Raw genomic sequence first — 26,705 nt, 5'->3', positions numbered from 1 at the left:
AGGCTCTTTAGTGGACCTTCAGGCGGTCGGAAATGCGGCGCGCCGCGGCCACGGTCATGGCGATCAGCGCGTCGGGCCGTTGCGCCGCGCGCGTGGACGGCGCCATCAGCGTGATCGAGGCCACGGCCTGATTGGGCCGCTGGAATATCGGGACGCTTACGCCCCACACGCCGGCATCCACTTCGCTATCGGTGACGGCATAGCCCTGCCCGCGTATCCGTTCCAGCTCGTCCTCCAGGCGGGACGGGTCCACCCCGGCTTCGTCGGCCAGATAGGCCAAGGCGGCTTGCAGACGGCCCAGCGGCATGAAGGCCAACAATGACTTGGCGGATGCGCCGCGCGCCAATGGCAGGCCGCGTCCCTTGGTGAACGAACAGCGCAGCGGGTGCTGGCTTTCGATCATGTCCAGGCACACGGCCTGATCCTTGACGGCGACCAGCAAACCGATGGTCTCGCCGGATGCGGCAGCCAGCGTCGCCATGTCGGGCTGCGCTTCGTGTATCAAAAAGGACGACTGGTCAAAGCCCCACGCCAGTTGAACGCAGAGCGGCCCCGGGCCGTATTCGCCCTCGTGCTCGGCCACAAAGCCCCAGCGCTTGAGCAAGGCAACCTGGCGATACAGCGTGCTTTGGGCCAGCCCGGTTTTTTCCGCCAGGGCGGCGATCGTCAACGGCCCATCGTGCCGGGCCAGCGTGGCCAACACGTACAGGACACGATCCGCGCCCGCCCCTACCGATGGTTCCGACATCAACTCTGCTCCCGCCAATAAGGAGCCGAGATTATCAATTCATGGTGGTTCTTCTTTAATTTTTTCCCGAAGGATGAGAATGAGCAGGGAAAACCCCAGATAAGTACGAAAAAAAAGACCGCAATGCGGTCTCTTTGATGTGTCCCTATCAGGGGGAAAAGGGGCAACAGCGCGTTGCGATGGCTGGGCGCTCTGCGTCCTGCCTGTTTACGGTGCGGCAGGGGTGTCGTAGTTGTTCAGCTTGACGCCGGATACCCCGCCCACGCTAGGTGCGGCGGCCGGGGCCGAGGCACTGCCAGCGGGTGCCGGAGCCCCGGCCGCCGGCGCGGCGCCCGGCGCAACGCCCACCGACGCGCCAGACGTTTCCCCAGCCGGCTGCGCGGCACCTTGCGCGCTGCCCTGCGCGGCGGCATCCGCGCCCGTCGCGGCATCGGCTTCTACCGGCGCGGGGCTGGCCGCGCGGCGCGCGCGCTTGGCCTCGTCCGCCTGGGCCACCTTCGTGGTCAGGTACGTCGCCACCGCCTCCGACTTGCCGTTGCGCGCCCAGTCAGCAGCGCTTTGGCTCTTCAGGTCGCGCGTGGTGACGTCCGCCCCCGCCTTGATCAGCAGATCGACCATTTCTAGGTTGCCGCCCAACGCCGCCATCATCAGGGGCGTTTCACCGCCCGGCGCTGGCGCGTTCACCATGGCTTTCTTGCCCAGCAGCATGCGCGCCATTTCCATCTGCCCCTTGGACGCGGCGTAGTGCAGCGGCGTCCAGCCCAGCCGATTGACCTGGGCGCCCCGGGCGATCAGCTTTTTGGCGCGTTCGGTCTGGCCGGCAATGGCCAGGTACATCAGCGGCGTTTCGCCGGCCGGATTCTCGGCGTTGACGTCCGTGCGCTTGTCGGCCGCAATCACGTCAAACACCTTCCAGGCGCCGTCGACCACCGCGCGCATCAGGGCGGGCTGCCCGTTTTGGTAGCGCACATTGGGGTCGGCCCCCTGCGCCAGCAGGTCCTTGACGTCGTCCGGGTAATCGTTGGCCACGTACACCCACCAATCGCCCGGGTTGGCGGCGTGGGCCACGGGGGCCGCGCAGGCACAGAAGGCGATGGCCAGCGCCAACAGCGCGCCTCGGCATTGCGACAGGACTGGGCGGAAAGTCGGTGTGCGGGCGGTCATGGCTATCCTGGATGGAAAGGAACGAGGGTTAGGTGGGCGGCGGCCTGAAGGCCGGGTTTCTGGCCTGGCCGATGGCGTGCATTCAAACCGTATGTCTTTGAACGGTATGTCTTTGAACGGTATGTCTTTGAACGGTATGTCTTTGCGCACCGCGCTTACTGCTTACTGCTTACTGCTTACTTCTTACTTCTTACTTCTTACTTCTTGATCTTGCCGAACAGCTTGAAGAAGTTCTCCGTGGACGCCCGCGCCACGTCGGCCACCGGGATGCCTCGCAGGTCCGCAATCTTTTCGGCCACGTGGATCACCTTGGACGGGTCATTCAGCTTGCCGCGATACGGCACCGGCGCCAGGTACGGGGAATCGGTTTCGATCAGCAGGCGGTCCAGCGGCACCTTGCTGGCCACTTCGTGCACGATCTGCGCGTTTTTGAACGTGACGATGCCCGACAACGAAATGTAGAAATTCTGGTCCAGCGCGGCCTGGGCCACTTCCCAGGTTTCGGTGAAACAGTGCATCACGCCGCCCACCTCGGCTGCCTTTTCTTCCTTGAGCATGCGCACCGTGTCTTCGGCGGATGAACGCGTGTGCACGATCAGCGGCAAGCCGGTGTCGCGCGCGGCGCGGATATGCCGGCGAAAGCGTTCGCGCTGCCAATCCAGCGGTTCGGACAAACGGTAGTAATCCAGCCCGGTTTCGCCAATGGCCACCACCTTGGGGTGTTGCGACAAGCGCGCCAGCTCTTCGGGCGACGGATCGGGCGTGTCTTCGTAATCGGGGTGCACGCCCACCGAGGCCCACAGGTTGGGCTGGGGCTCCACCAGCGACATCAGGCCGGGCCATTCGGGCATGTTGACGCTGACGACCAGCGCGTGGCTGACCTGGTTGGCGGCCATGCGCTCAAGAATGGCTGGCAGATCGGCAGCCAGTTCAGGAAAATTCAAATGACAGTGCGAATCGACGTACATGATGTGACTACATAAAGTGATCGCGGCGCGGCCGCTGCGAAAGGAAATCGCAACAGGCAAAGCGCCGCTGAATCAGGGACTTACGCCTGGCAGGATAGCACCACGCGTTGCAGGGTGGCGTGCGCGAAAAGCTTGGCGTTCAGCGGGTGGGTGGCCAGCGCGCGCTGCCGCGTCAGCCAGCGCGCCGCCTCGGCCACGCGGGCCGTGTTCATGCGCGCGGCCACCTTGGCCACGCCCGCGCCCAACGCCGGAAAGTACCGCACGGGCGCGCCGGCGCTGGCCAGCATCAGATCCGTATACAGGCGCTGCAAGGCGTCGATCCATTCCGTGGCCGGCACCTTTTCCAGCGTTTCGGCCATCGTGCCGACATCAGGTGCCTGCCCCTGCGCCAAGGGGTTGATCAGTTGCGACAGCCACGGCGGGCAAGGCGTATCGCCCGCCTGCGCCAGCCGCAACGCAGCCAGCGGCGCGCCGCCCGCGGCCGCCAGCCATTCCCGCGCCGGCTCTACGTTCTGCGCGCGCAGCCATTGCAGCGCGGTATCGGGGTCGGGCGCCGGCAAGGGCAAGCGCCGGCAGCGCGATACCAGCGTGGGCAGCAGGCGGTCAGGCGCGTCGGCAACCAGCAGGAAAACGGTATGGGGAGGCGGTTCTTCCAGCACCTTGAGCAAGGCGTTGGAAGACACCACGTTCAGCGCGTGCGCCGGGTACAGCAGCGCCACGCGCCATCCGCCCCGGTGCGTGGCGGTGTTGAACCAGGACTCCAGCGACCGGATCTGGTCGATGCGAATTTCCTTGGACGGGGCTCGCTTGGCCGCGCCCGAGGTCGGTTCGGCGTCCTCGGCAGGCTCGGCGGCGTCCGCGCCCTCTTCCACGGCCACGGCCTCGGGGCGGATGCGGCGCAGATCAGGGTGGTTGCCGCTGGCAAACCAGGCACAGGCGGCGCAGTGGCCGCAGGCCAGGCCGTTATCGGGGGTTTCGCACAGCAGGCTGGCAGCGGCGGCAATCGCGAAATCCAGCTTGCCGATGCCGGCCAGGCCGTGCACCAGCCAGGCGTGCGCAAAGCGGTCGCGGTTGCCCAGCCAGGCACGCGCCGTCTCCATTTGCCACGGCAGGAACTGGGGCGCGCTCATGTCGTCGCGGCCAGCAACGCCCGCAGCCCGGCTTCCAGTTCCGTGCGGATCTGGGCGATGGACTGGGTGGAGTCGATGATGTGGATGCGGTCGGGGTTAGCCTGGGCGCGGGCGTGATACGCCTGCCGGGTGCGCTCGAAGAAGGCAGCGCCTTCGCGTTCGAAGCGGTCGGGCTCGCGCGCATCGGCCAGCCGGGCGCGCGCCACTTCCAGGGGAACGTCGAACAGCCAGGTGCGATCGGGTTGGCCCGCGTGCATCCATTGTTCCAGCACGGCCACCCGCTCGGCGCCCAACTCGCGGCCGCCGCCCTGGTAGGCGTAAGTGGCGTCGGTATAGCGGTCGCACACCACCCAGGCGCCACGCGCCAGGGCCGGTTCGATGACTTGCCGCACATGTTCGCAGCGCGCCGCGAACATCAGCAGGGTTTCGGTATCCAGGCCCATCTGATCGGTCAGTACCAGCGCGCGCAGCTTTTCGCCCAGGGGCGTGCCGCCCGGCTCGCGCGTGGAGACCACGTCCAGCCCCTGGCTGCGCAGGAAGTCCGCGATCCAGTCGGTATGCGTGCTTTTGCCGGCGCCGTCCACGCCCTCCAGCGTAATGAAGCGTCCGCGAGAGGTCATTGGTCTTGTCCTTCAGGTGTGTCGGTTTCGGAGTCCGTCGCCGCGCCGGGGCCGTCCGGCACGGTGACGGGCGCGGTGGCCGGGGGGGTCGCGGGCGTCAACGCGGGGCTCGGCGTAGGCGTCGGGGTCGGGGTCGGGCGGGCGCCCTGGCCCAGGATGTAGCGCGACACGTTGCGATTGTGGCCGGACAGGTTCTCGGCGAATTCGCTGGTGCCATTGCCGCGCGACACGAAGAACAGATACTTGTGTTGCTCGGGCTGCACCGCCGCCAGCAGCGCCGCCCTGCCCGCCGCCGCGATGGGCGTGGGCGGCAGGCCGGGTCGCGTGTAGGTATTCCACGGCGTATCGGTCTGCAAATCACGCTTGCGGATACGGCCCTGGTAGGCGTCGCCCATGCCGTAGATCACAGTGGGGTCGGTTTGCAACAGCATGCCGATCTTCAGGCGGTTGGTGAACACGCCGGACACACGGCGGCGGTCCGGCCCGTGCCCCGTTTCCTTTTCGATGATGGACGCCAGCACCAGGGCCTCGTAAGGCGTGGCCACGGGCAGGTCCGCCTGCCGCTTGGCCCAGGTGTCCTGCAAAATGCGCTGGCCTTCCTGATAAGCGCGGCGCAGCAGGTCGTAGTCGGTGCTGCCCGGGGTAAAGATGTAGGTGTCGGGAAAGAACAGCCCTTCGGGATGCTTGATGTCGGAACCCAGGCGCGTCATCAACTCTTCGTCGCTGACTTCGCCCAGCGTCTGCTTGACGTCGGGGTGCTCGCGCAGCGCCTGGCGGATCTGGCGGAACGTCCAGCCCTCAAGAAAGGTGATCTGGCGCTGGGTCATGTCGCCCCGCGCCATGCGTTCCAGCAGTTGCCAGGGCGAGTCGCCATTGATGGCCTGATAGCCGCCGGCCTTCAGCAGTTTGTCCTGCTCGGACAGGCGCGCCATCCAGACAAAACCGGGCTCCCAGATGGGCACGCCCACGGCGTTCAGCGCGCGCGCGACCGTGCGCGGGCTACTGCCCGGGTCCACCACAAAGTCGATTCTGTCGGCGGGTAGATGCATGGGGCGATGCATCCAGCTCCAGGCGGCGCCAACCGCTGCGGCGGCGGCGATCACGATCAGCAGGAATGACCACAAGACGTAAAAACGGAGTCGCTTCTTCATAAGTCCCAGAAGTTTAATGGATCGCGCGGACCTGTCGTGGCAAAACCGGGGCCAGACGTTACGGGGCGGCCCTTTGCGCGGCGTGGGCAAGGGGCCAATGACGCGGTGAAGGCGGCTATCATCTGCACTTTGATGACGTGATCACACCGCCGCCATGCACGCTTTCTATTCTTCGATTCCTGCCAGCGCCGAAGGTTGCGCGACGGGTGCCCCGTCCGCTCCGTGCGCGCCGCTGGATGATTTTCTGGTCTTCAGCGCGTCCGGCGCCGACGCACTTCCTTTCCTGCACGGCCAACTGACGCAAGACGTTACCGGCCTGCCGCTGGACACCGCCCGCCTGGCGGGCTACTGCACGGCCAAGGGCCGCCTTCTGGCCACCCTGGTCATGTGGCGCGCCGCCCCCGGCGCCGACGACGCCCCGCAACTGTATGGGCTGGTCCGCCGCGACCTTTCCGAAACGTTGCTCAAGCGCCTGTCCATGTTCGTGCTGCGCGCCAAGGTCAAGCTGGCCGCAACCGCCTTGAACGTGGCGGGTGTGCAGGCCACCACCGAACAAGCTGCCGCCCTGGAATCCGTAACTGGCGCGCTGCCGCGAGCGCCGTGGCAGCGCGTGGACCTGCCGTCGGGCACCTGGATCGCCGCCCCGTCGGCCGATACCCGCCTGCGCTGGTGGTGGATTGCTTCGGACGAACAACTGGCCCAGTCTTCGGCATTGGCCGGCGCGCTAAGCCTGGCGCCCGCTACGCATTGGCAGGTGGCTGATCTTGCCGCGGGCATTCCGTGGATTGCCTCGGCGACGCAGGACGTATTCATCCCGCAGACCGTCAACCTGGAGCTGGTTCAGGGCGTGAGCTTCACCAAGGGCTGTTACCCGGGCCAGGAAGTGGTGGCGCGCAGCCATTACCGTGGCACCGTGAAGCGGCGCATGGCGTACGGCACCATTGATCAGGCCGGCGAGCAAGCGGGCGGGCAAAGCGCGGCGCTGGCCGGCGTGGACGTGTTCGACGCCACCCAGCCGGGCGAGCCCATCGGCCGCGTCGTGGATGCCGCCAGCGAAGCCGGCGTGGCTTCAGTGCTGTTCGAAACCACGCTTGCCGCGCTGCCCCAGGGGGACCTGCGCCTGGGCGCCCAGGACGGCCCGCGCATCAACGTTGGGCCGCTGCCGTATTCCATTACGCCTTGAGTTAAGGCGGACGCGGACGCGCGCCAGGGCCGGCGGCGCGTTGCGGCAATACGCGGTGGCAAGCGGACGCGGGCGCGCTTTGCGCCGTGGCAAGCGGACGCGGGCGCGCTATGCGCCACGGCAACCGGACGCGGGCGTGCTTTGCGCCACGGCAACCGGACGCGGGCGTGCTTTGCGCCGCCGCGTGTCCCACATAACGTCAGACCGCCGTCCCACATAACGTCAGACCGCCACCCCAAACAGCGCGCCGACGCCTGCCGTTGCCGCCATTGCAAAAGCGCCCAACAGCGTCACGCGTAGCGCGGCGGGCCCCTTGGGCGCCCCGCCCGCCTGCGCGGCCAGCGTGCCCAAGCCGGCCAGACAGAGCACCGACGCGCCGATTACCCAGCCGATCAGTTGCGGGACCGGCGCCACCACGGCCACGACCAAAGGCAGCGCCGCGCCGCCCGCGAACGACGCGGCGGACGCCACGGCCGCCTGCACGGGCCGCGCGCGGTTATGAACGGAAATGCCTAGTTCATCGCGCGCATGCGCGTCCAGCGCGTCATGGCGGGTCAGTTGCCGCGCCACCTGCGTCGCCAGCTGCCGGGTCAAGCCCCGGTCCACATAGATATCGATCAGTTCGGCAAGCTCTTCTTCCGAGTTGCCCTTCAGCGAGCGCTGTTCCATCCGCAGGTCGGCCGCTTCGGTGTCGGCCTGTGACCGGACGGACACGTATTCGCCGGCCGCCATCGATAAGGCGCCGGCCACCAGCCCCGCCAGGCCCGACGTCAGGATTGCGCCATGCGAGGCCTGCGCGGCGGCCACCCCGGTGATCAGGCTGGCGGTAGACACGATGCCGTCATTGGCGCCCAGCACGGCGGCGCGCAGCCAGTTGCTGCGGAAAATTCGGTGATGTTCTTTGGCTGGCATTACCCGGTACCCATGCAACGCGTGACAAGCGCGACACGCACCTGCCCCATGAAAGGGCCAGGCGCGTGGCGCGCCGGAGTCATCGCGGTGTCACGCGCACCGCGGTGAGCAAGCCTATCACGCAAAGCGTGGCTTGCTCACCTTCGTAGGCATGTACTTCCACCTGGCAGATCGACAGACGTTTGCCCGGCTTGACCACGCGGCCGCTGGCCACGTAGCGGTCGCCCTTGGCCGGCGCCAGGAAGTTCATCTTGAACTCCGAGGTCAGTACGTCTTCACCCGGGCCAAACAGCGTGTAGGCAGCGTAACCGCCCGCGCTGTCCGCAATCGTGGTGGAAATGCCGGCGTGCAGAAAGCCGTTTTGCTGGCAAAGGTCGGCCCGGTAAGGCAGCCCGATGTCCACCCTGCCCGGCTCCACCACATCCAACCGCGCGCCCAGCAGCCGCATGACGGTCTGCTGGTCGAAGCTGGCCTTGACCCGCGCGGCGGGATCAGCCGACGCTTGCGGCGCGGCCATGTCAGTCTTGCTCGCGCTTGACCAGGTTGACGATGCTGGAGAAATCCAGCTTGCCCGAGCCGCCCGCGCTATGCAGCGAATACAGGTTGCGGGCCAGTTCGCCCAGCGGGATTGAGGCGCGCGTGGACAGCGCGGCCTCGGCGGCCAGGCCCAGGTCCTTCAGCATCAGGTCCACGCCGAAACCGCCGGCGTAGCCCTTGGACGCGGGCGCATGGTCCATCACGCCCGGCCACGGGTTGTAGAGTTCGGTCGCCCAGTTGCGGCCCGAGCTCTTGGCGATGATGTCCGACAGCACCTTGGGGTCCAGCCCGTTGGCCACGCCCAGCGCCAGGGCCTCGGACGTACCAGCCATCAGGATGCCGAGCAGCATGTTGTTGCAGATCTTGGCCACCTGGCCCGCGCCGCCTGGGCCGGCATGAAAGATGTTCTTGCCCATTTTTTCCAGCACGGGCCGGGCGCGTTCCAGCGCGGCTGCGGGGCCGCCCACAATGAACGTCAACGTGCCCGCCGCCGCGCCCGCCGTGCCGCCGGAGACCGGCGCGTCGATCATGGCAATGCCACGCGCCTCGGCGGCCTGCGCCACCTTGCGCGCCGTGTCCGGCGCGATGGTGCTGCAATCGATGACCAGCGCGCTGGCCGAAATCTTGCCCAGCAGGTCGTGGTCCAGGTACAGCCCTTCGACGTGCTTGCTGGCGGGCAGCATGGTCACGACAACGTCCGCGCCCTTGACCGCTTCCGCCGCCGATGCCGCGGCGCTGGCGCCGGCATCGGTCAGCAGCTTCACCGCTGCCGGCACCAGGTCAAAGACCGTCAGGCTATGTCCGGCCTTGATCAGATTCAATGCCATGGGCGCGCCCATGTTGCCCAAACCGATAAACGCGATACTGCTCATGATGTTTTGTCTCCTGGTGCTATGGCTATGGCTATGGCTATGGCTTGCTATTGCTATTGCTATTGCTGTTGTTCTTGCTTTAGGTATGGATTCATCGTGACCTGCATGACGGGCGCGGCTCGTCTATCGGGATACGCGGGTACGCGAGGCTACGCGGAGGTTCCTCGGCGGGGTATGCGCGGCACGCCGACCCGCGCGTACGGGCCGGCCGAGGCAATCAGCGCCCTTCCTGTCCCAGGTCGGCCAAGGGATGCGGCTCGCCCTCGCGCCAGGGTTCCTCGAAAAACTTTTGCACCCAGGCGTCGGTTGCGACGTCGATCACCGCGGGGTTCCAGCGCGGCTTCTTGTCCTTGTCGATCAGCAAGGCGCGGATGCCCTCGGCAAAATCACCATGGGCCGTGCACGCCAGCGCCGCGATGTATTCGGCGCGGAACACGTCGTCCAGCGAGCGCAGGCGCATGCGCTGCTGCAAGGCGAAGGCCAGGCGCACCGAACCGGGGGAACCGGCCAGCATGGTCGTCGCGGCGCGCGCCAGCCAGGGGTCTTCATGGTCTTTCAGCAGCGCCAGTTCTTCGTAGATCTCGTCCAGCCGGTTGCCCGTGCACAGGTTGTTGATCAGGAACGAATGCTGGCGCAGGTGGCCGGGTTCCAGCGGCGTTTGCGGTTCCAGCGCGGTGAGCGCGCGGCGCAGCAGGCCGTCGTTGATGGAGCGCGGCGCCATGGCCTCGTCCGAGGCGCCGGCCGGCTTGCCCGCCCACGGCTGTTCTTCCAGCGACGCCAGCAGGCGCGGCCAGTCGGCGTGGTTCAGGCGGAAGTCCGCCAGGCCCGCAAAGAACGCGTCCGCCGTGTTCATCTGCGCGCCGGTCAGCGCCAGGAACAGGCCGATGCGGCCCGGCATGCGGTTCAGCAGCCAGCTGCCGCCCACGTCCGGGAACAGGCCGATCGAGACTTCCGGCATCGCCAGGCGCGAACTTTCGCTGACAACGCGATGGCTGGCGCCCATCATCAGGCCGATGCCGCCGCCCATGACGATGCCGTGGCCCCAGCACAGCACGGGTTTCGGATACGTGTGAATGCGGTAGTCCAGCCGATATTCGTGCTCGAAGAAGCGGCGCGCGTAGGCGTTGCTCCAGCCGCTTTTACCCGCGTTTTCGGTCATGCTGCGGTACAGGCCGTGCAGGTCGCCGCCCGCGCAGAAAGCCTTTTCGCCCGCGCCTTGCAAGACCACCAGGGCCACGCCCGGATCGCGCGCCCATTGGTCCAGGCGCTCTGCCAGCAAGTCCACCATTTCCAGCGACAGGCCGTTCAGGGTTTGCGGCGCGTTCAGCGTCGCAATCCCGAACCGCATGCCGTTCGCCGCGCTTCTTTCTTCGAACAACACCGGTGCATTCATCTTATGTCGGCTCCTTTTTCCAACAATTGGCGGGCAATGATCACGCGCATGATCTCGTTGGTGCCCTCCAGAATCTGATGAACGCGAGTATCGCGCACCAGACGCTCCAAGGGATAGTCCTTCAAGTATCCGTAACCGCCATGAATCTGTTGCGCGTCCAGGCAGATCTGGAAGCCCATGTCGGTAGCGAAGCGCTTGGCCATGGCGCAATAGGTGGCCGCGTCCGGCGCGCCGCCGTCCAGCTTGCAGGCCGCCAGCCGCACCATCTGGCGTGCCGCCACCAGGTGGGTGGCCATGTCCGCCAGCTTGAATTGCAGCGCCTGGAATTCCGCCAGGCGGCGGTTGAACTGCCGGCGTTCGTCCATGTAGCGGCGGGCCGCGTCCAGCGCGCCCTGGGCCGCGCCCACCGAGCAAGTGCCGATATTGATGCGCCCGCCGTCCAGGCCCTTCATGGCGATCTTGAAGCCTTCGCCTTCCTGGCCCAGCAGGTTGGCGGCCGGCACGCGGACGTTTTCAAAAGTGATGGGGCGGGTGGACTGGCTGTTCCAGCCCATTTTTTCTTCTTTGCGGCCGTAGCTGATGCCCGGGCTGTCGGCGGGCACGGCAAACGCGCTGATACCGCCCGCCCCATCGCCGCCCGTGCGTGCCATGACGACCAGCAGGTCCGTGTCGCCCCCGCCCGAAATGAACGCCTTGGCGCCGTTCAGCACGTAGTCATCACCCTGGCGCTGCGCGCGCGTGGACAGGGACGCGGCGTCCGACCCGGCGCCCGGTTCGGTCAGGCAGTAAGAAGCCAGTTTCTGGCCGCTGGCCAAGAGCGGGCCCCAAGCCTCCCGCAGGGCGGGCTGGCCCCATTTTCCGACCATCCAGGTGGCCATGTTGTGTATCGTCAGGAACGCAGTCGTGGACGGGTCCACGGCGGCCATTTCCTCGAACACCAGGGTGGCGTCCAGGCGCGGCAGGCCCAGGCCGCCGATTTCTTCGCTGGCGTAGATGGCGCAAAAGCCCATTTCGCCCGCCCGGGCGAAGGCCTCGCGCGGAAAAATGCCTTCAGCGTCCCAGCGCGCGGCGTGAGGGGCCAGTTCGCCCTCGGCGTAGTCGCGGGCGGCTTGCGCAAACGCGCGCTGCTCGTCGGTCAGTTCCAAGTCCACAGCCTGTCTCCTGTTGGTGTCGGTATTGTCTGTTGGCGTTGCGGGTCGTCTCGTGAACGCCCGCCCATCGCCGTGGCAAGATGGATTCTGGCATGACGTTAACGTAAACGTAAATATGAAACCGCGTTTATGTTACGCCGGATGCCGGGGCGGTATTTGTCTTGTTGGTGACAATGTCCGGCGGCGCCGGCCCGGCCCGGAGAGCAGCCTGCGGAAGGTGGCCTGCACAAGGCGGCCTGCACAAGGGGCCTACAGAAGGGGTCTACAGAAAGCGGCCTACAGCAAGCCCGCGGGCCGAACCCGGCCGTTCTTGGCCGTCTTGGTCCGACGGTGTTCGGCGCGGCGGCGGCGCGATTCCTTGGGGTCGAAGCTCAGGCCCCGGTAGATTTCGACGCGGTCGCCCTCGGCCAGCCGGGATTGCGGTTCGGCGGCGCGGCCAAACACGCCCACCCCGCGTTCCCAGGGCTGCACCACCGGAAACGCCTGCGCAAACCCGCTGGCCGCCAGCGCGTCCGCTACCGTGGCACCGTCAGGCAGGCGCAGTTCGCGCAGCCACACGTGGCCGGGCAAGGCATAGCAAACGCTGACGTTCAGCAACGCCGCGTCAGAGGGCTCATTCGCCATATTTGGCCTGCGCCCGCTTGGTGAAGGAATCAATAAAGCTGGTGGCAATGCGGTTGAACACCGGCCCCACCACCATTTCCAGCGCGCGGTTCGAAAACGCGTATTCCATGGTGAACAGGACTTTGCAGGCATCTTCGGCCAGCGCCTGGAATTCCCAGTGCCCGACCAGGCTGGAGAACGGGCCATCCACCAGTTCCAGGTCGATCCGGTCGGGATAGACGTGGGTATTGCGCGTGGTGAAGCGCTGCTTCATGCCCGCGAAACTGATCAGGATAGAGGCCTGCATGCCATGTTCGTCGCGGCTTTGCACCTCGGCCCCGCCGCACCACGGCATGAACTCGGGGTACTTCTCCACGTCGGCAACCAGGTCGAACATCTGGGCGGCGCTGTAAGGCACCAGGACGGATCGTTGTACTTTGTGCATCGACTATCGCAAATGGCTAGAATGGCAAGATTTTACCGGCACCGCGCAACATGAGCCTAATGTGGCGCTTTGCAGCCCGCAAATTGCCGTTATGAGCAAAAAAGGCGTTATGCGCAAAAAGGCGTTATGAGCATTATCGACAACCGCAAGGCCACGCACGACTATTTCATCGAAGACCGCTATGAAGCCGGCCTTGTCCTGCAAGGCTGGGAAGTCAAAGCGATTCGCGACGGCCGCGTGCAGCTCAAGGAAAGCTACGTCATCGTACGCGATGGTGAACTGTACCTGCTGGGCATGCACGTCAGCCCGCTGCCCACGGCGTCCACCCACATCCACCCCGATGCCATGCGCACGCGCAAGCTGCTGCTCAAGGCCGAAGAAATCAGCAAGCTGATCGGCAAGGTCGAGCAGCGCGGCTACACGCTGGTGCCGCTGAACCTGCACTACAAGAATGGCCGCATCAAGCTGGACTTCGCGCTGGGCCGGGGCAAGAAGCTGTTCGACAAGCGCGACACCGCCCGCGAAAAAGACTGGCAGCGCGAGAAAGAACGCATCATGAAGCACGACACGCGCGCACCCCGCAAAGACAAAGACGATTGATTCAGGCCGCGGCCGGCATGACCAGGCGCTCTGCCTGCTCGGCCGGCCCCACGATGCGGTTGCGCCCCGCCGCCTTGGCGGCATAGAGCTTGCGGTCGGCGCGTTCGAAAAACACTTGCAGGTTTTCGCCGGGCACCCATTCGGCCACGCCCGCGCTGAACGTGTACGAAATGGTGCTGCCGCCATGCGCGCAAGGCGTGCGCCGCACGGAATCGAGCAGGCGCGCCGCCACATCCAGCACGGCGTCGCCGCGCATATCCGGAAACAACACCCCGAACTCCTCACCGCCCACGCGCCCGACATGGTCGCCCGTGCGCAAGGTGGCGGTGGCCAGCAGGCCGAAATGGCGCAGCACGGCATCGCCCGCCACATGGCCATGCGTGTCGTTGATGCGCTTGAAATGGTCGATATCCAATAGCAGCAGGGTCAGCGGACGCCGCGTGCGCAGCGCCTGCGCGCAATAGCGTTCGGCCTGCAACCACCACGCCTTGCGCGACATCAGGCCCGTCAGGAAATCGGTGTTGGCCTCTTGCTCGCGGTCGGCCAGCATGCGGTCGTGGATGATCATGATGGTGCCCAGCGTCAGGCACGGCATGATCAGCACGCCCAGCGTCAGGAAGGCGATGTTCCAGACGTTTGGTTCCATCAAGGATTCGGGCAGCGCCAGGTCCAGCGCGTAGATCGCGGCCCGCAACGCACAGACGGCGGCCGAGATCAGCGCCACGGCCCACACGAAGCGATAGCTGTAGCGCGAACGATGCACCGGCATATTGCGCTGGACGGTGACCGCCACCGCAATCAGAAAGCCCATTTGCAGCAGCGACATCGCCACGATGCGAGGGTTGATGCGCCAGTCCACATACGTATAGGCCAGCAACACCACCAGCGCCACCAGGCATGCCAGCGTCATCAGGTGCTTGGGCACGCTAAGCCCCAGCAAGCGCCGCACGCCCGAGTAATAGGAAAACAGCGCCAGGCCCACGGCCGCGTTGGGCACCACAACCGACACCAGCCAGGGCGCCGATGTGTTCTGAAGCGCAAACGTAAAAAACGCCAACAGCGTAAGCAAGTTGGCGCGTATGGTTTCGCGGATGCCGGCCATGCCGCTGCGAGCCAGCGACCCCAGCACGCAGAGCGATAGCACCCCCGCCAGTGCTGCTATCAGAAGCAAATTAACGGGAGCGATCATGGGCGGCGCGCCGCTAGGCGCGGTATCAGGTGTTGCGCGTGGACTTCACGATGGTCATGGCCGAGGCGATCATGCCGCCCACGTCGGACATGTTGGCCGGCAGGATCAGCGTGTTGCCTTCCTTGGCCACGTTGGCGAACGCCTCGACGTAGCGCTCGGCCACCTTCAGGTTCACCGCTTCCATACCGCCCGGCTGACGCACGGCATCGGCCACTTGGGTAATGGCCTTGGCGGTGGCTTCGGCAATGGCCAGCACCGCGGCGGCCTCGCCCTGCGCCTGGTTGATCTGTGCCTGCTTCTCGCCTTCGGAGCGGGCAATGGCGGCTTCACGTTCGCCGGTGGCGATATTGATCTGTTCCTGGCGGCGGCCTTCCGAGGCCGCGATCAGCGCGCGCTTTTCACGTTCGGCGGTGATCTGCGCCTGCATCGAACGCAGGATTTCGTTGGGCGGCGTCAAATCCTTGATCTCGTAGCGCAGCACCTTCACGCCCCAGTTCAGTGCGGCTTCGTCCAGCGACGACACGATGTTGCTGTTGATCGAATCGCGTTCTTCGAACGTGCGGTCCAGTTCCATCTTGCCGATGACCGAGCGCAAGGTGGTCTGCGCCAGCTGCGTGATGGCCGAAATGTAGTTCGACGAACCATACGATGCGCGCATCGGGTCGGTCACCTGGAAATACAGCACGCCGTCCACTTGCAGCTGCGTGTTGTCACGCGTGATGCAGACCTGGCTGGGCACGTCCAGCGGGATTTCCTTTAGCGAATGCTTGTAGGACACGCGTTCGATGAAGGGGATGACAAAACCGGCACCCGGCGACAAGACACGGTCGAACTTGCCCAGGCGTTCGACCACCCAGGCGTGCTGTTGCGGCACGATGGCGATCGACTTGATGACGATCAGGATCGCCAGCGCGACGACGACGAGCAGGACGATAGTGGATGTATCGATCATGATTGAAACCTCTTCTGAGTTAATGCGATGGCGTCGGACAACAAGCCCCCGACGCCTGCTGCGGGCCGCGCGAGGCGCGAGCCGGTCTTACCTGGTTGAACCCGGCGCCCCCGTGGGCTTGAGCACCAGGGTCGAGCCACGCAGTTCGGTAATGGTGTGTTCTCCGGCGTGGGGCGCGTGCCCCGGGGCCAGCTCGGCCTGCCAGTGGGCGCCGCGATACCAGACACGCGCCGTGCGCTGTTCGGACCACGATTCCACGGAAACCGTCTGGCCGATGTCCAGGTTCACGTCGGCGTTGCGCGCCGAATTGACCTCGCGCTTTTTCAGCACGCGCGTCTTGCGCAGCGCCAGCAGACCCAGCATCAAGACCACGCCGCACGCCACCAATTGCCATTCAAGCCCGGTGCCAAGCCACGCGGCAGCACCGGCCGCCGCCAGCCCCAAGGCCACCAGCAGCAAATAGAAAGTACCCGTCGCCAACTCCCCGATAAGGGCCAGCGCGGCCAGTCCCAGCCAGATCCACATAGTCTTAACGTCGCCTGAAAGGATGATTCGTGAGCGGATTGTACGTATTTCCGGGACGTAACGGGAAAGCCCGTTGGCCTCGGTCCCGGCGGCGCTGGATTATGATGTGCGCCTGACGCGACGATCCCACCCGGATGGCCCGCGTCCGCCTTTTCAAGCACATCGATCCATGACCGCTGCAACACCTTCCGCCCTACCCGTCCTGATCCTGCATACCGGCGATCCGGACGACACGCTTAAAAGCCAGTTCGGCGGCTATGCCGAACAACTGACCCAGGCCGCCGGCCTGACGGCCGACGCGGTTGAGATCGTTGCCGTGCACGAAGGCCAGCGCCCACAATCGCCGGCGCACTATCGCGCCGCCCTCATCACCGGATCGCCCGCCATGGTTACCGATAAGGAACCCTGGAGCGAAGACACGGCCGCCTGGCTGCGCGAGGCCGCCGCCGCCGAGCTGCCCATGTTCGGCGTGTGCTACGGCCACCAGTTGCTGGCTTATGCGCTGGGCGGCAAGGTGGGCTACAACCCGGCGGGCCGCGAAGTCGGCACGCAAACCGTCGAGCTGCTGCCGCCGGCCTCGGGCGACAAGTTGCTGGCCGGCCTGCCCGGCACGTTTCCCGCCCAGATGCTGCATGCCCAGACCGTGTTGCAGCCGCCGCCCGGCTCGGCCGTGCTGGCGCGCTCGGACCTGGACGAACACCAGATGATCCGCATCGGCCGCAACGTGTTCTCGACCCAATTCCATCCCGAATTTGGCCCCGACTTCATTCGCGCCCACCTGGATCGCTATGGCCGTCGTTACGCGGCGGAAAACCTGGACCTTCCCGACCTGACCGCGAACGTGCGCGCCACGCCCGTGGCCGGGGGGCTGCTGCGCCGCTTCCTGGACGCTTACGCGCCGGCCTGAACGGCGGCGCGCAACATCCGGAGTGCGAGGCTAGTCGGCAACTGAGACCATGAACCTAAAGCGCAATCCATTACGCGCATGTCAGGAGTCTTCGATGAGCCCCATCGCCGCCGCAAGCAAGCAGCCGTCCGCCGCAGCCGCAGCCGCAGCCGCAGCCGGTTTAAGCAAACAGCTAGTAAGCAAACAGCTTGTAAGCAAAGAGCTGTTAAACAAACAGCATGCCGCCGTCGTCGAACGCGCCTGCCGCGCCCTTGAGGCGGAGCAGCCGCCCGACCTGTCCACGCTGGCCGAACAAGCCGGCATGAGCCGCTTTCACTTTCACCGCGTATTCAAGGCAGCCACCGGCATCACGCCCAAGGCCTACGCCAACGCGCTGCGCGCCGCCCGCGCGCGCCAGCAACTGGAAAGCAGCGCCAGCGTCACCGACGCGATGTACGACGCCGGCTTCAATTCCAGCGGCCGGTTCTACGAAGCCGCCCCCGCCATCCTGGGCATGACGCCCACCGCCTTTCGCAAGAACGGCGAAGGCCTCGACATCCGCTTCGCCGTGGCGCAGTGCTCGCTGGGCGCCTTGCTGGTGGCGGCCACCGGCACGGGCATCTGCGACATTTCGCTGGACGCCGACCCGGAACACCTGGTCCGCAACCTCCAAGACCGCTTCAAGGCCGCCCACCTGATCGGGGCGGATGCCGAGTTTGAGACCTGGGTGGCCGCCGTGGTGAGCTTCGTCGAAGACCCGTCGCGCGGGCTGGACCTGCCGCTGGACGTGCGCGGCACCGCTTTTCAGCGCCGGGTATGGGAAGCACTGCGCGACATTCCGGTGGGCACCACGGTCACCTACACGCAAGTGGCCGAACGCATCGGTGCGCCCAGCGCCGTGCGGGCGGTGGCGCGCGCCTGCGCCACCAACTCCATTGCGCTGGCCATCCCGTGCCACCGCGTGGTGCGCACGGACGGGTCCATGGCGGGTTACCGCTGGGGCATCGATCGCAAGCGGGAATTGATCGCGCGCGAATTGAAAGCGGCGTAGCACTCCCGCCCCCCGCATCGTGCGCCAAAGAAAAAACCCCGCATCCTGATCGGACGCGGGGTTTTTTATTGGAACGGGCCAGGCGCTTATTGCTTGGCCAGACGCTGCCAGGTGTCGACTACCGTATCCGGGTTGAGCGACATCGACAGAATGCCTTCGTCCTTGAGCCATTGCGCGAAGTCGGGGTGGTCGCTGGGGCCTTGGCCGCAGATGCCCACGTACTTGTTGGCGGCCAGGCAAGCCTTGATCGCGCGGCGCAGCATGAACTTCACGGCTTCGTCGCGTTCGTCGAAGTCGGCAGCCAGGAGCTCCATGCCGGAGTCGCGGTCCAGGCCCAACGTGAGCTGGGTCATGTCGTTGGAACCGATCGAGAAGCCGTCGAAGAATTGCAGGAATTCGTCGGCCAAGATGGCGTTGGACGGCACTTCGCACATCATGATCAGCTTCAGGCCGTTTTCACCGCGAGCCAGGCCATGCTTGGCCAGCAGGTTCACGACCTTTTCGGCCTGACCCAGCGTGCGCACGAACGGCACCATGATTTCAACGTTGGTCAGGCCCATGTCGTCGCGAACCTTCTTGAGCGCTTCGCATTCCATGCGGAAGCACTCGGCGAAGTCCTCGGCGATGTAGCGCGAAGCGCCACGGAAGCCCAGCATGGGGTTCTCTTCCTCGGGCTCGTAGCGCGAACCGCCCACCAGCTTGCGGTATTCGTTGGACTTGAAGTCCGACATGCGCACGATGACCGGCTTCGGGTAGAACGCGGCAGCAATCGTGGCCACGCCTTCGGCCATCTTTTCAACGAAGAACGCGCGCGGGCTGGCGTGCCCACGGGCAGCCGATTCAACGGCCTTCTTCAGTTCGCCGTCCACGTTCGGGTAGTCCAGGACTGCCTTCGGGTGGATGCCGATGTTGTTGTTGATGATGAATTCCAGACGCGCCAGGCCGACGCCGCCGTTGGGAATTTGCGCAAAGTCGAACGCCAGCTGGGGGTTGCCCACGTTCATCATGATCTTCAGATCGATGGCGGGCATTTCGCCACGGCGCACTTCTTCGACTTCGGTTTCGATCAGGCCGTCATAGATGCGGCCTTCGTCGCCTTCCGCGCAAGACACGGTCACGGCCTGGCCTTCCTTGAGCAGGTCGGTGGCGTTGCCGCAACCCACCACAGCCGGAATGCCCAGTTCGCGCGCGATGATCGCCGCGTGGCAGGTACGGCCGCCACGGTTCGTGACGATGGCCGAGGCGCGCTTCATCACGGGTTCCCAGTTGGGATCGGTCATGTCGGTGACCAGCACATCGCCCGGCTGGACCTTGTCCATGTCGGAGATGTCGCCCACCACGCGCACGGGGCCGGCGCCGATCTTCTGGCCGATCGCGCGGCCGGTAATCAGGACCTGGCCGGTGGCCTTCAGGCGGTAACGCTGCTGCACGTCGTTCACGCCCTGCTGCGACTTCACCGTTTCCGGGCGCGCTTGCAGGATGTAGATCTTGCCGTCAACGCCGTCACGGCCCCATTCGATGTCCATCGGGCGCTTGTAGTGTTGCTCGATGATGACGGCGTAGCGGGCCAGTTCGTTGACTTCGTCGTCGGTCAGCGAATAGCGGTTGCGCTCGGACACGGGCACGTCAACGGTACGCACCGCGCGGCCTTCCGGACGCTCGGGGTCGAATTCCATCTTGATCAGCTTGGAACCGATGCGGCGGCCGACGATGGGGAACTTGCCTTGGGCCAGCGTGGGCTTGAAGACGTAGAACTCGTCGGGGTTGACGGCGCCTTGCACGACGGTTTCGCCCAGGCCGTAGGACGACGTGATGAACACCACGTCTTCAAAGCCCGATTCGGTGTCGATGGTGAACATGACGCCGGCACTGCCCTTGTCGGAACGCACCATGCGCTGGATGCCGGCCGACAGCGCCACATCGGCGTGGGCGTAGCCCTTGTGCACGCGGTACGAAATGGCGCGGTCGTTGTACAGCGAGGCGAACACGTGGCGGATCTTGTCCAGCACGTCGTCGATGCCCACAACGTTCAGGAAGGTTTCCTGCTGGCCGGCGAAGGACGCATCGGGCAGGTCTTCCGCCGTGGCGGACGAGCGCACGGCAAACGAGCCCTTGCCGTCAGCGTCGAGCTTGGCAAAGGCTGCACGGATTTGTGCTTCGAATTCGGCCGAGAACGGCGCTTCGACGATCCATTGGCGGATCTGCGCGCCGGCGGTGGCCAGCTCGCGCACGTCTTCGGGGTTCAGCGTGGTCAGGCGTTCAGCGATGCGCTTGTCCAGGCCCGAGGCCTTCAGAAAATCACGGAAGGCGTCGGCGGTCGTGGCAAAGCCGCCCGGCACGCGGACGCCCGCGCCAGACAGCTGGCTGATCATTTCGCCTAGTGATGCGTTCTTGCCTCCTACCGAGTCCACGTCCGTCATGCGGAGCTGCTCGAACAAAACAACATACGACATTGAAGTCACCTTTTACAATGGAATGAAAGCGAGTTAGGTCAAAGCACGAAACAAGCACAAAAACTGCTTTTTTCAGACGCTGACCAAACTGGCCTTGGACCGCCCTTGGGGTGACTTATAGGGGCCTGATTGTACTCGGTGGAGTACCCTGGGCTATCTGACTGGTTGGAATTTTTTACACATGACATCTACCCCGATCGCACGCACGGTATACATCGTTTCCGACAGTACCGGCATCACCGCCGAGACCTTCAGCCAGTCGGTGCTGTCCCAGTTCGAAGAGGTGGAATTCAAGCCGATTCGGCTGCCGTTCGTCGACACCCTGGAAAAGGCCGCCGAGGTCGCCATGCGCATCGACCGCAGCGCCCTGGAAGCCGGTGTGCCCCCGATTGTGTTCAGCACCTTGGTCAACCCCGAGATCCTGGCGCGTGTTCGCCAGGCGAACGGCATCTTCATGGACCTGTTCGGCACCTTCGTCAGCCATATCGAGCAAGCGCTGGGCCTGAAGTCCAGCCATTCGATCGGTCGGTCGCACATGCAGGCCAATTCCGAGAAGTACCGCAACCGTATCGACGCCATCAACTTCAGCCTGGCCCACGACGACGGCCAGTTCGTCAACCAGCTAGACCAGGCGGATGTCATCCTGGTGGGCGTGTCGCGCTGCGGCAAGACCCCCACCAGCCTGTACCTGGCGATGCAGTACGCCATCAAGGCCGCCAACTTCCCGCTGACGCCGGACGATTTCGAACGCGGCACCCTGCCCTCGACCATCGCCCCGCACCGCGCCAAGCTGTTCGGCCTGTCGATCCAGCCCGAGCGCCTGGCGGAAGTTCGCAACGAACGCCGCCCCAACAGCCGCTATTCCCAGCTGGAACAATGCCGCTACGAAGTGGCGGAAGCCGAACGGATGATGCGCCGTGAAGGCATTTCGTGGCTGTCCAGCACCACCAAATCGATTGAAGAAATCGCGACGACGGTGTTGCAGGAAGTGGGCCTGGATCGGGGCTGAAAAAACTTGGGCGCACCAATGGTGCGCCCAAGCTTGGCCTATTCAAAAGATGGGCGTGGGTCAGAAGCCCGGCATCCGCTCGGGACTTGCCGCGCCCCAATACCGCAGGCCACGCATCTCGTTTTCGGCGAGTTCTGGCGGGTCGACCAGTTGCATCGACAACTTGCCCACGGCGCCGGTGGCGCCGTACACCTCGGCCATGACGCGCACATAACGCGTCTGCCCCGGGTCCAGCATGAAGCTCACGCCGTCGCCCGTCCAATGCAGGTTGGTGACCACATAGCTGCCGGCGGGTCGGTCAACAAAGAAAAAGCTGCCCGGCTTGTTGCGGCCGACCACAACATCATTGACGCGCAGTTTCTGCTGCGCCGCCGCCAGGTTGGTGGGCTGCGGCTGATAGAAATAGATCCGCCCATTGCCTTCGGCGATCGGGGGCAAGCGCCCATGCAATGCATCAAACTTCGGGCCCGCGCATCCGGCCAGCAACACGGCGACGGCAACTGCCGCCACACCCTTGATCCACGACTTCATTGACGCATCTCCACAGGCAAAGTGACGGGACGAGACAGCGCCATATAAGCGCTTTCGCCCGGCAGGTAAAAACCCAGCAGCTTGCCGGATGACGCCACCAGATAAGCCTCACCCTGCCGTCGGGTCTGAATGGTGAACAAGCCGCCCATCGAACGGTAGACGTCGCCTTGCGGCAACGCCCCGACGCGGCGCCACTGCGACGCCGCGGGCAAGGTCACGCTGCTGTCGTTCGGCAAGGCCGCGATGACGACGCGCGACAGCTGGATGGTGTGGACCGGGTCGGCAGAGGCCACGGGCGTCATGCCGACTTTCTGCGTGCTGACCGACATGCACGCGTTCAGTGCAAGCGCGCAGGTGGAAGCCAATAGCAGCGCCCGGCCGACGTGTGCCACACGTGTCACACCCGCCCGCGCCATCCATGCCTTCAGTTTCGGAACCGGCGATGCCGCCATAGCCATCTCGCAGAAATTTAAAGCGTGAAGTATATGAGTGCGACCGGATTTTACAAAACGTGCGGCTTCAAAAACGCACGGACTGGCGGTCGTGCCGGCCTGCGGTCCAATAGCGCAGGCGACTTGAAATCACCTTCATGTTTGGGCCTGTTTGTTCGTCCGCTGGATTCTCCGCTGGATCGTCCGCGTGCCGTGGGTGCGACGTATGTGCGCCAGGTCCGCGTCTTAAGCAATGCGCGAGTATAAGCGGGGCCGGATCAACGAATCGGCTCAAAAAAAGGACGAAAAATGACGGCTTCGTCAGTATTCCGCGCGGGCAAGCGCTTGGCGCCGCTGCTCGAACAGGCAGATCGCGGCAGCCGCGCCGACGTTCAGGGACTCGACGGCGGCCATGTCGTGGGGGATGCAGACCTTGAGCCGGGCGGCGGCCAGCAAAGCGGGATCCACGCCTTGACCCTCGTGCCCGAAGACCCAGGCGCACCGGGCCGGCAACGCGCCTTCGTACAGGTTCTGTGCGCCGTCCAGGGCGGTCGCTACCAGCGGCACGCGCAGGCTGGGCAACAAGGCGGGCAGGTCAACGTGTTCGTGGATGGCCAGCGCGAAGTGCGCGCCTTGGCCGCTGCGCAAGACCTTGGGCGACCACGCGGCGGCGGTACCCGTTGCCAGGAACACACGTTTCACGCCCGCCGCCGCGCAGGTGCGCAGCAGCGTGCCGACGTTGCCGGGATCTTGGATACGGTCGAACAGCACGCAGTTTTCGTCGATGTCGGCCGGCAATTCCAACGGCGTGGGAGTGACCAGAAAGGCCACGCCCTGCCCGCTTTCCACGCTGGCCAGCGACTGCATCAGGCGTGCGTCCAGGGCCAGGCAGCGGGCGTCGGGAGCCGCGGCTGCCAGCGCGGCGATATCGGGTTGTGCCAGGCGGTCCACATCGAAGATGGCCTGGTCCGGCGCACCGTGGTGCTGCAACCAGGCCTGGCACAGGTGCACGCCGTCCAGCAATACGGGCGCGCCGCGCTTGCCGGCCGTGCCGGCCAGTTTGGCCAAGGCCTTGACCGCCGGATTGTCGCGGGAACTGATGTGCTTCATGACGCCAGGCCAAACGCCTTGATCGGAGCGAAGCTGCGGCGGTGTTCCGCGCAAGGGCCGTGTTCGCGCAGCATTTGCAGGTGCAGCGCGGTGCCGTAGCCCTTGTGCTGGTCAAAGGCGTATTGCGGATACAGGCTGTGCAGGCGCACCAGATCGGCATCGCGCGCGGTCTTGGCCAGGATGGAGGCAGCGGAAATTGCCGGCACCAGCGCATCGCCCTTGATGACCGTCTGCACGGTGCAACCGAGCTTGGGCGCCTGGTTGCCGTCCACCAAAGCCAGTTGCGCGGGTAAGGACAAGCCCTGCACCGCCCGTTGCATGGCCAGCATCGTGGCCCGCAGGATGTTCAGGGTATCGATTTCCTGCACGCTGGCACTGGCAACGCACCAGGCCAGGGCGTATTCCTGGATCTCAAGCGCCAGCGCCTCGCGGGTGGCGGCTTTAAGCACCTTGGAATCGGCCAGCCCATCGATGGGCCGCGCCGGGTTCAGGATCACCGCCGCGGCATAGACCGCGCCGGCAAGCGGGCCACGGCCCGCCTCGTCCACGCCCGCCGTAACCATGGTGGGTTGCACGGGGGCCGCGAACAATTCAGGCTGCTCCACCCGCCACCTCCAGAATCGCCTGGGCTGCCAGGGCCGGCGTGTCGCGCAGCAATTCCTGGTGCATGGCGGTAAAGCGGGCCTCGACGCGGGCGATCAGCGCATCGTCGGTCAAGGACGCCCAGGTCGCCTCGGCCAGCTTTTCGGGCGTTGCGTCGTCTTGCAGCAATTCAGGCACCGCGAAATCGCGCAACAGCACATTGGGCAGGCCCACCCACGGCAAGTAAGGCCGCTGCTGCCCCGACTTCCACGTCATGATGCGGCGCATCCAGGGCGACAACACGTACGAAATCACCATGGGGCGCTTGTACAGCGCCGTTTCCAACGTGGCCGTGCCGCTGGCCACCAACACCGCGTTGGCCGCTTCCATCACGGACCAGGCCACGGGCGCCTTGCGATCGCCGCCGGCGCCATGCAGGTCGTCGGCGGTGATGCAGCGCAGGCCGGGCACCGGGTGCTGAGCCAGAATCGCCTGGAATTCGGCGCGGCGCTGGTCGTTAACCATCGGCACGACGCACTGCAGGGCGGGATCTTTCTTCATCAACAGCTGGGCAGCCTGCAAAAAGCGCGGCGCCAACAGGCGGATTTCGGACGAACGGCTACCGGGCAAAATCGCCAGCACGCGCGCGTTCGGGTCGATGCCCAGGCTTGCGCGCGCGGCGGCGCGGTCCGGCTGCATCGGGATGGCGCCGGCAAGCGGGTGGCCCACGTAGGTGACCGGAATGTTTTCCTTGCGGTAGATCTCTTCCTCGAACGGGAAAAGCACCAGCATGTGCGACACGGATTCACGGATCTTATGAATGCGTTCGTAGCGCCACGCCCAGATGGACGGGCCGACGAAATGTACCGTGGGGGTACCGGCCAGGCGTAGCTGGTGTTCCAGCCGCAGGTTGAAGTCGGGGGCATCGATGCCCACGAAGACCTTGGGCGGCTCGGCCAGCCAGCGGCGCTTGACGTCGCGATAGGTGCTCAGCAAGCTGGGCAGGCGCTTGAGCGCATCGACGTAGCCGAACACGGTCAGCGCGTGCATGGGATGCCAGGCGTCAAATTCGCGGGCCTGCATTTGCGGGCCGCCGATGCCTTCGCACCGCACGCTGGCATCGCGGGCTTGCAGACCGGCAATGATCCGACCGGCCAGCAAGTCGCCCGAGGGCTCGCCGGCCACCATGCCGATCCGAGTGTTCATGGGCGAATGATGCCGCGCGAGGCGACGTCCAGGAAATCCAGCAGCGTTTGCAGATGCTCGGCCGCTTCGGGAATTTCTTGTTGGCGCTTGTGCAATTCAGCGCGCGCGGCGTCCAGCGGCAAACCACGGCGGTAGATGATCTTGTAGGCTTCGCGCAAGGCCGAAATCATCACGGGGGTAAAACCGCGACGCTTCAGGCCTTCGACGTTGATGCCCACCGGCCGGCACGGGTTGCCCGCCGCCAGCACGAACGGCGGCGTATCCTGCATCAACGAGCTGTTGCCGCCCGTCATGGTGTGCGCGCCCACGCGTGCAAACTGGTGCACGCCGGTCAGGCCGCCGATGATGGCCCAGTCGCCCACATGCACGTGGCCGCCCAGTTGCACCGAGTTGGCCAGAATGGTGTGGCTGCCAACGTGGCAGTCATGCGCCACGTGCACATACGCCATGATCCAGTTGTCACTGCCCAGCGTCGTTTCGCCGCCATCTTGGACGGTGCCCGTGTTCAGCGTGACAAATTCGCGCACGGTATTGCGGTCGCCGATCGTCAGGCGCGTCTTTTCACCGGCGTACTTCTTGTCTTGCGGCATGCCGCCGATCGAGCAGTAGCGGTAAAAACGGTTGTCGCGCCCGATGGTCGTGACGCCGTCAACCATGCAGTAGGGGCCGATTTCGGTCCCTGCTCCGATGGTGACGTCTGGCCCCACCATTGCGAACGGGCCGATTACGGCGCTCGGGTCAATTTTTGCCGCCGGATCAACGACTGCGGTGGGATGGATGTTTCCTGCCATTTACTCTTCCAGGCTGCGAATCGCGCACATCAGCTTGGCGGACGCCACTTCTTGTCCGTCGACCGTCGCGCGCGCGGCGTACTTACAGATGCTGCGGCTCAGACGTTCGGCTTCGACTTCGATGCGCAGTTGATCACCCGGCACGACGGGGCGGCGGAAGCGCGCGCCGTCGACGCCGACCAGATAGTAGGCCGTCTTGGAGCTATCGCATTTGAGGCCGCCGTTTTCGTCCGTGAACGAGAACAGTGCCGAAGCTTGCGCCATGGCTTCCACGATGAGCACGCCCGGCATCACCGGATGGTGGGGGAAGTGACCGTTGAAAAACGGTTCATTGATCGAGACATTCTTGATGGCGACAATAGACTTGCCGGGCACCATTTCGACGACGCGATCAATCAGCAGCATCGGATAACGATGCGGCAGCCTCTCCATGATCCCCTTGATGTCGAGTTCCATTTTTCTATGCTTTCCTGCGAGATGAAATAATTTTGGCGCGTGCACGCCCAGGCGGC

The 26,705-nt window shown here is 65.2% G+C and carries 29 protein-coding genes; 5 read left to right on the top strand and 24 right to left on the bottom strand.

The features are described from left to right. Positions 1-7 precede the first annotated feature (7 nt). The 6 genes from KYT87_RS11705 to mltG form a co-directional block, all read right to left on the bottom strand. A complete protein-coding gene (locus tag KYT87_RS11705) occupies positions 8-748 on the bottom strand; it encodes an IclR family transcriptional regulator (protein ID WP_046806816.1) in 741 nt (246 codons plus the stop codon). Between the two features lie 207 nt (positions 749-955). Continuing rightward, a complete protein-coding gene (locus tag KYT87_RS11700; protein ID WP_219992280.1) occupies positions 956-1,912 on the bottom strand; it encodes an ankyrin repeat domain-containing protein in 957 nt (318 codons plus the stop codon). 197 nt (positions 1,913-2,109) lie between these two features. Next, the gene (locus KYT87_RS11695) at positions 2,110-2,880 is read right to left on the bottom strand and encodes a TatD family hydrolase (protein ID WP_046806814.1); all 771 of its coding nucleotides are present in this window, start codon (positions 2,878-2,880) and stop codon (positions 2,110-2,112) included. Between the two features lie 80 nt (positions 2,881-2,960). Beyond that, a complete protein-coding gene (gene holB / locus KYT87_RS11690) occupies positions 2,961-4,010 on the bottom strand; it encodes a DNA polymerase III subunit delta' (RefSeq protein WP_046806813.1) in 1,050 nt (349 codons plus the stop codon). Beyond that, positions 4,007-4,630 carry a dTMP kinase gene (gene tmk / locus KYT87_RS11685; protein ID WP_219992279.1) on the bottom strand — a complete coding sequence of 208 codons (624 nt, stop codon included), beginning with the start codon at positions 4,628-4,630 and terminating at the stop codon, positions 4,007-4,009. Before tmk ends, holB begins: the two co-directional genes overlap by 4 nt. After that, positions 4,627-5,781: an endolytic transglycosylase MltG gene (mltG, locus tag KYT87_RS11680; RefSeq protein ID WP_219992278.1), complete on the bottom strand. Its 1,155-nt coding sequence runs from the start codon at positions 5,779-5,781 to the stop codon at positions 4,627-4,629. The genes tmk and mltG overlap by 4 nt, the downstream gene beginning before the upstream one ends. A gap of 154 nt (positions 5,782-5,935) precedes the next feature. Between mltG and KYT87_RS11675 the strand changes: the two genes are divergently transcribed. After that, positions 5,936-6,964 (top strand): folate-binding protein YgfZ, encoded by a 1,029-nt coding sequence (locus KYT87_RS11675; RefSeq protein ID WP_219992277.1) that lies wholly within the window; start codon positions 5,936-5,938, stop codon positions 6,962-6,964. A gap of 222 nt (positions 6,965-7,186) precedes the next feature. Here the strand turns inward: KYT87_RS11675 and KYT87_RS11670 are convergent, their stop codons facing one another. The 7 genes from KYT87_RS11670 to KYT87_RS11640 form a co-directional block, all read right to left on the bottom strand. Further along, the gene (locus KYT87_RS11670; protein WP_046807161.1) at positions 7,187-7,876 is read right to left on the bottom strand and encodes a VIT family protein; all 690 of its coding nucleotides are present in this window, start codon (positions 7,874-7,876) and stop codon (positions 7,187-7,189) included. Between the two features lie 79 nt (positions 7,877-7,955). After that, positions 7,956-8,393, bottom strand: a complete 438-nt coding sequence (locus tag KYT87_RS11665; protein WP_104145648.1) for a PaaI family thioesterase — start codon at positions 8,391-8,393, stop codon at positions 7,956-7,958. 1 nt (position 8,394) lies between these two features. Beyond that, the gene (gene mmsB, locus KYT87_RS11660) at positions 8,395-9,285 is read right to left on the bottom strand and encodes a 3-hydroxyisobutyrate dehydrogenase (protein ID WP_046807163.1); all 891 of its coding nucleotides are present in this window, start codon (positions 9,283-9,285) and stop codon (positions 8,395-8,397) included. A gap of 217 nt (positions 9,286-9,502) precedes the next feature. Then, positions 9,503-10,678 carry an enoyl-CoA hydratase/isomerase family protein gene (locus tag KYT87_RS11655; RefSeq protein ID WP_046807164.1) on the bottom strand — a complete coding sequence of 392 codons (1,176 nt, stop codon included), beginning with the start codon at positions 10,676-10,678 and terminating at the stop codon, positions 9,503-9,505. After that, on the bottom strand, positions 10,675-11,829 hold the full coding sequence (locus KYT87_RS11650; protein ID WP_219992276.1) for an acyl-CoA dehydrogenase family protein: 1,155 nt from the start codon (positions 11,827-11,829) through the stop codon (positions 10,675-10,677). The genes KYT87_RS11655 and KYT87_RS11650 overlap by 4 nt, the downstream gene beginning before the upstream one ends. A gap of 276 nt (positions 11,830-12,105) precedes the next feature. Next, complete coding sequence (locus KYT87_RS11645; RefSeq protein ID WP_104145647.1) at positions 12,106-12,453, bottom strand: RnfH family protein; 348 nt, start codon at positions 12,451-12,453, stop codon at positions 12,106-12,108. Then, a complete protein-coding gene (locus KYT87_RS11640; protein ID WP_046807167.1) occupies positions 12,443-12,877 on the bottom strand; it encodes a type II toxin-antitoxin system RatA family toxin in 435 nt (144 codons plus the stop codon). Before KYT87_RS11640 ends, KYT87_RS11645 begins: the two co-directional genes overlap by 11 nt. Positions 12,878-13,003: 126 nt before the next feature. Here KYT87_RS11640 and smpB point away from each other — a divergent pair, with 126 nt between their 5' ends. Next, positions 13,004-13,477 (top strand): SsrA-binding protein SmpB, encoded by a 474-nt coding sequence (gene smpB / locus KYT87_RS11635; protein WP_006223414.1) that lies wholly within the window; start codon positions 13,004-13,006, stop codon positions 13,475-13,477. Position 13,478: 1 nt separating this feature from the next. On the opposite strand, the gene KYT87_RS11630 is transcribed toward smpB, so the two are convergent. The 3 genes from KYT87_RS11630 to KYT87_RS11620 all read right to left on the bottom strand — a co-directional run bounded on the left by KYT87_RS11630 (position 13,479) and on the right by KYT87_RS11620 (position 16,143). Next, on the bottom strand, positions 13,479-14,666 hold the full coding sequence (locus KYT87_RS11630; protein ID WP_046807168.1) for a GGDEF domain-containing protein: 1,188 nt from the start codon (positions 14,664-14,666) through the stop codon (positions 13,479-13,481). Positions 14,667-14,691: 25 nt separating this feature from the next. Continuing rightward, the gene (locus KYT87_RS11625; protein WP_046807169.1) at positions 14,692-15,618 is read right to left on the bottom strand and encodes an SPFH domain-containing protein; all 927 of its coding nucleotides are present in this window, start codon (positions 15,616-15,618) and stop codon (positions 14,692-14,694) included. Between the two features lie 87 nt (positions 15,619-15,705). Continuing rightward, positions 15,706-16,143 carry an NfeD family protein gene (locus KYT87_RS11620; RefSeq protein ID WP_046807170.1) on the bottom strand — a complete coding sequence of 146 codons (438 nt, stop codon included), beginning with the start codon at positions 16,141-16,143 and terminating at the stop codon, positions 15,706-15,708. Positions 16,144-16,312: 169 nt separating this feature from the next. On the opposite strand from KYT87_RS11620, the gene KYT87_RS11615 reads away from it, so the two are divergent. Both KYT87_RS11615 and KYT87_RS11610 read left to right on the top strand, forming a co-directional pair. Next, positions 16,313-17,050 (top strand): glutamine amidotransferase, encoded by a 738-nt coding sequence (locus KYT87_RS11615; RefSeq protein ID WP_046807171.1) that lies wholly within the window; start codon positions 16,313-16,315, stop codon positions 17,048-17,050. Between the two features lie 94 nt (positions 17,051-17,144). Further along, a complete protein-coding gene (locus KYT87_RS11610; RefSeq protein ID WP_255594080.1) occupies positions 17,145-18,080 on the top strand; it encodes a bifunctional transcriptional activator/DNA repair enzyme AdaA in 936 nt (311 codons plus the stop codon). 86 nt (positions 18,081-18,166) lie between these two features. Here KYT87_RS11610 and ppsA read toward each other — a convergent pair whose 3' ends face one another. Continuing rightward, on the bottom strand, positions 18,167-20,533 hold the full coding sequence (ppsA, locus tag KYT87_RS11605; protein ID WP_046807172.1) for a phosphoenolpyruvate synthase: 2,367 nt from the start codon (positions 20,531-20,533) through the stop codon (positions 18,167-18,169). A 181-nt stretch (positions 20,534-20,714) separates the two neighbouring features. Between ppsA and KYT87_RS11600 the strand changes: the two genes are divergently transcribed. Beyond that, positions 20,715-21,542: a pyruvate, water dikinase regulatory protein gene (locus tag KYT87_RS11600; RefSeq protein WP_046807173.1), complete on the top strand. Its 828-nt coding sequence runs from the start codon at positions 20,715-20,717 to the stop codon at positions 21,540-21,542. A 60-nt stretch (positions 21,543-21,602) separates the two neighbouring features. Here the strand turns inward: KYT87_RS11600 and KYT87_RS11595 are convergent, their stop codons facing one another. From KYT87_RS11595 to fabZ, 7 genes are all read right to left on the bottom strand, one after another. Next, on the bottom strand, positions 21,603-22,073 hold the full coding sequence (locus KYT87_RS11595) for a DUF2846 domain-containing protein (protein WP_046807174.1): 471 nt from the start codon (positions 22,071-22,073) through the stop codon (positions 21,603-21,605). Beyond that, entirely contained in the window at positions 22,070-22,474 is a 405-nt protein-coding gene (locus KYT87_RS11590) for a hypothetical protein (protein WP_240434083.1), read from the bottom strand. Before KYT87_RS11590 ends, KYT87_RS11595 begins: the two co-directional genes overlap by 4 nt. Positions 22,475-22,825: 351 nt before the next feature. After that, complete coding sequence (locus KYT87_RS11585) at positions 22,826-23,614, bottom strand: RNA methyltransferase (protein ID WP_219992275.1); 789 nt, start codon at positions 23,612-23,614, stop codon at positions 22,826-22,828. Beyond that, the gene (rnhB, locus tag KYT87_RS11580) at positions 23,611-24,219 is read right to left on the bottom strand and encodes a ribonuclease HII (protein ID WP_370638760.1); all 609 of its coding nucleotides are present in this window, start codon (positions 24,217-24,219) and stop codon (positions 23,611-23,613) included. Before rnhB ends, KYT87_RS11585 begins: the two co-directional genes overlap by 4 nt. Next, positions 24,206-25,402: a lipid-A-disaccharide synthase gene (lpxB, locus tag KYT87_RS11575; RefSeq protein WP_219992274.1), complete on the bottom strand. Its 1,197-nt coding sequence runs from the start codon at positions 25,400-25,402 to the stop codon at positions 24,206-24,208. Before lpxB ends, rnhB begins: the two co-directional genes overlap by 14 nt. After that, positions 25,399-26,193 carry an acyl-ACP--UDP-N-acetylglucosamine O-acyltransferase gene (gene lpxA / locus KYT87_RS11570; protein ID WP_219992273.1) on the bottom strand — a complete coding sequence of 265 codons (795 nt, stop codon included), beginning with the start codon at positions 26,191-26,193 and terminating at the stop codon, positions 25,399-25,401. The genes lpxB and lpxA overlap by 4 nt, the downstream gene beginning before the upstream one ends. Continuing rightward, positions 26,194-26,649 (bottom strand): 3-hydroxyacyl-ACP dehydratase FabZ, encoded by a 456-nt coding sequence (gene fabZ / locus KYT87_RS11565; protein WP_006219108.1) that lies wholly within the window; start codon positions 26,647-26,649, stop codon positions 26,194-26,196. It abuts the gene before it with no gap. Positions 26,650-26,705 lie beyond the last annotated feature (56 nt).

This window comes from Achromobacter sp. ES-001 (assembly GCF_019448355.1).
Lineage (GTDB): Bacteria > Pseudomonadota > Gammaproteobacteria > Burkholderiales > Burkholderiaceae_B > Achromobacter > Achromobacter spanius_B.
Note: the sequence above shows the minus strand (reverse complement) of the source record. Positions and strands in the feature narration are given on the sequence as shown.

Bases quoted from the DNA above. Each gene is read 5' to 3' on its own strand.
- KYT87_RS11705 (WP_046806816.1), bottom strand. From the start codon at position 748: ATGTCGGAACCATCGGTAGGGGCGGGCGCGGATCGTGTCCTGTACGTG.
- KYT87_RS11700 (WP_219992280.1), bottom strand. From the start codon at position 1,912: ATGACCGCCCGCACACCGACTTTCCGCCCAGTCCTGTCGCAATGCCGA.
- KYT87_RS11695 (WP_046806814.1), bottom strand. From the start codon at position 2,880: ATGTACGTCGATTCGCACTGTCATTTGAATTTTCCTGAACTGGCTGCC.
- holB (WP_046806813.1), bottom strand. From the start codon at position 4,010: ATGAGCGCGCCCCAGTTCCTGCCGTGGCAAATGGAGACGGCGCGTGCC.
- tmk (WP_219992279.1), bottom strand. From the start codon at position 4,630: ATGACCTCTCGCGGACGCTTCATTACGCTGGAGGGCGTGGACGGCGCC.
- mltG (WP_219992278.1), bottom strand. From the start codon at position 5,781: ATGAAGAAGCGACTCCGTTTTTACGTCTTGTGGTCATTCCTGCTGATC.
- KYT87_RS11675 (WP_219992277.1), top strand. From the start codon at position 5,936: ATGCACGCTTTCTATTCTTCGATTCCTGCCAGCGCCGAAGGTTGCGCG.
- KYT87_RS11670 (WP_046807161.1), bottom strand. From the start codon at position 7,876: ATGCCAGCCAAAGAACATCACCGAATTTTCCGCAGCAACTGGCTGCGC.
- KYT87_RS11665 (WP_104145648.1), bottom strand. From the start codon at position 8,393: ATGGCCGCGCCGCAAGCGTCGGCTGATCCCGCCGCGCGGGTCAAGGCC.
- mmsB (WP_046807163.1), bottom strand. From the start codon at position 9,285: ATGAGCAGTATCGCGTTTATCGGTTTGGGCAACATGGGCGCGCCCATG.
- KYT87_RS11655 (WP_046807164.1), bottom strand. From the start codon at position 10,678: ATGAATGCACCGGTGTTGTTCGAAGAAAGAAGCGCGGCGAACGGCATG.
- KYT87_RS11645 (WP_104145647.1), bottom strand. From the start codon at position 12,453: ATGGCGAATGAGCCCTCTGACGCGGCGTTGCTGAACGTCAGCGTTTGC.
- KYT87_RS11640 (WP_046807167.1), bottom strand. From the start codon at position 12,877: ATGCACAAAGTACAACGATCCGTCCTGGTGCCTTACAGCGCCGCCCAG.
- smpB (WP_006223414.1), top strand. From the start codon at position 13,004: ATGAGCATTATCGACAACCGCAAGGCCACGCACGACTATTTCATCGAA.
- KYT87_RS11630 (WP_046807168.1), bottom strand. From the start codon at position 14,666: ATGATCGCTCCCGTTAATTTGCTTCTGATAGCAGCACTGGCGGGGGTG.
- KYT87_RS11625 (WP_046807169.1), bottom strand. From the start codon at position 15,618: ATGATCGATACATCCACTATCGTCCTGCTCGTCGTCGTCGCGCTGGCG.
- KYT87_RS11620 (WP_046807170.1), bottom strand. From the start codon at position 16,143: ATGTGGATCTGGCTGGGACTGGCCGCGCTGGCCCTTATCGGGGAGTTG.
- KYT87_RS11615 (WP_046807171.1), top strand. From the start codon at position 16,313: ATGACCGCTGCAACACCTTCCGCCCTACCCGTCCTGATCCTGCATACC.
- KYT87_RS11610 (WP_255594080.1), top strand. From the start codon at position 17,145: ATGAGCCCCATCGCCGCCGCAAGCAAGCAGCCGTCCGCCGCAGCCGCA.
- ppsA (WP_046807172.1), bottom strand. From the start codon at position 20,533: ATGTCGTATGTTGTTTTGTTCGAGCAGCTCCGCATGACGGACGTGGAC.
- KYT87_RS11600 (WP_046807173.1), top strand. From the start codon at position 20,715: ATGACATCTACCCCGATCGCACGCACGGTATACATCGTTTCCGACAGT.
- KYT87_RS11595 (WP_046807174.1), bottom strand. From the start codon at position 22,073: ATGAAGTCGTGGATCAAGGGTGTGGCGGCAGTTGCCGTCGCCGTGTTG.
- KYT87_RS11585 (WP_219992275.1), bottom strand. From the start codon at position 23,614: ATGAAGCACATCAGTTCCCGCGACAATCCGGCGGTCAAGGCCTTGGCC.
- lpxB (WP_219992274.1), bottom strand. From the start codon at position 25,402: ATGAACACTCGGATCGGCATGGTGGCCGGCGAGCCCTCGGGCGACTTG.
- lpxA (WP_219992273.1), bottom strand. From the start codon at position 26,193: ATGGCAGGAAACATCCATCCCACCGCAGTCGTTGATCCGGCGGCAAAA.
- fabZ (WP_006219108.1), bottom strand. From the start codon at position 26,649: ATGGAACTCGACATCAAGGGGATCATGGAGAGGCTGCCGCATCGTTAT.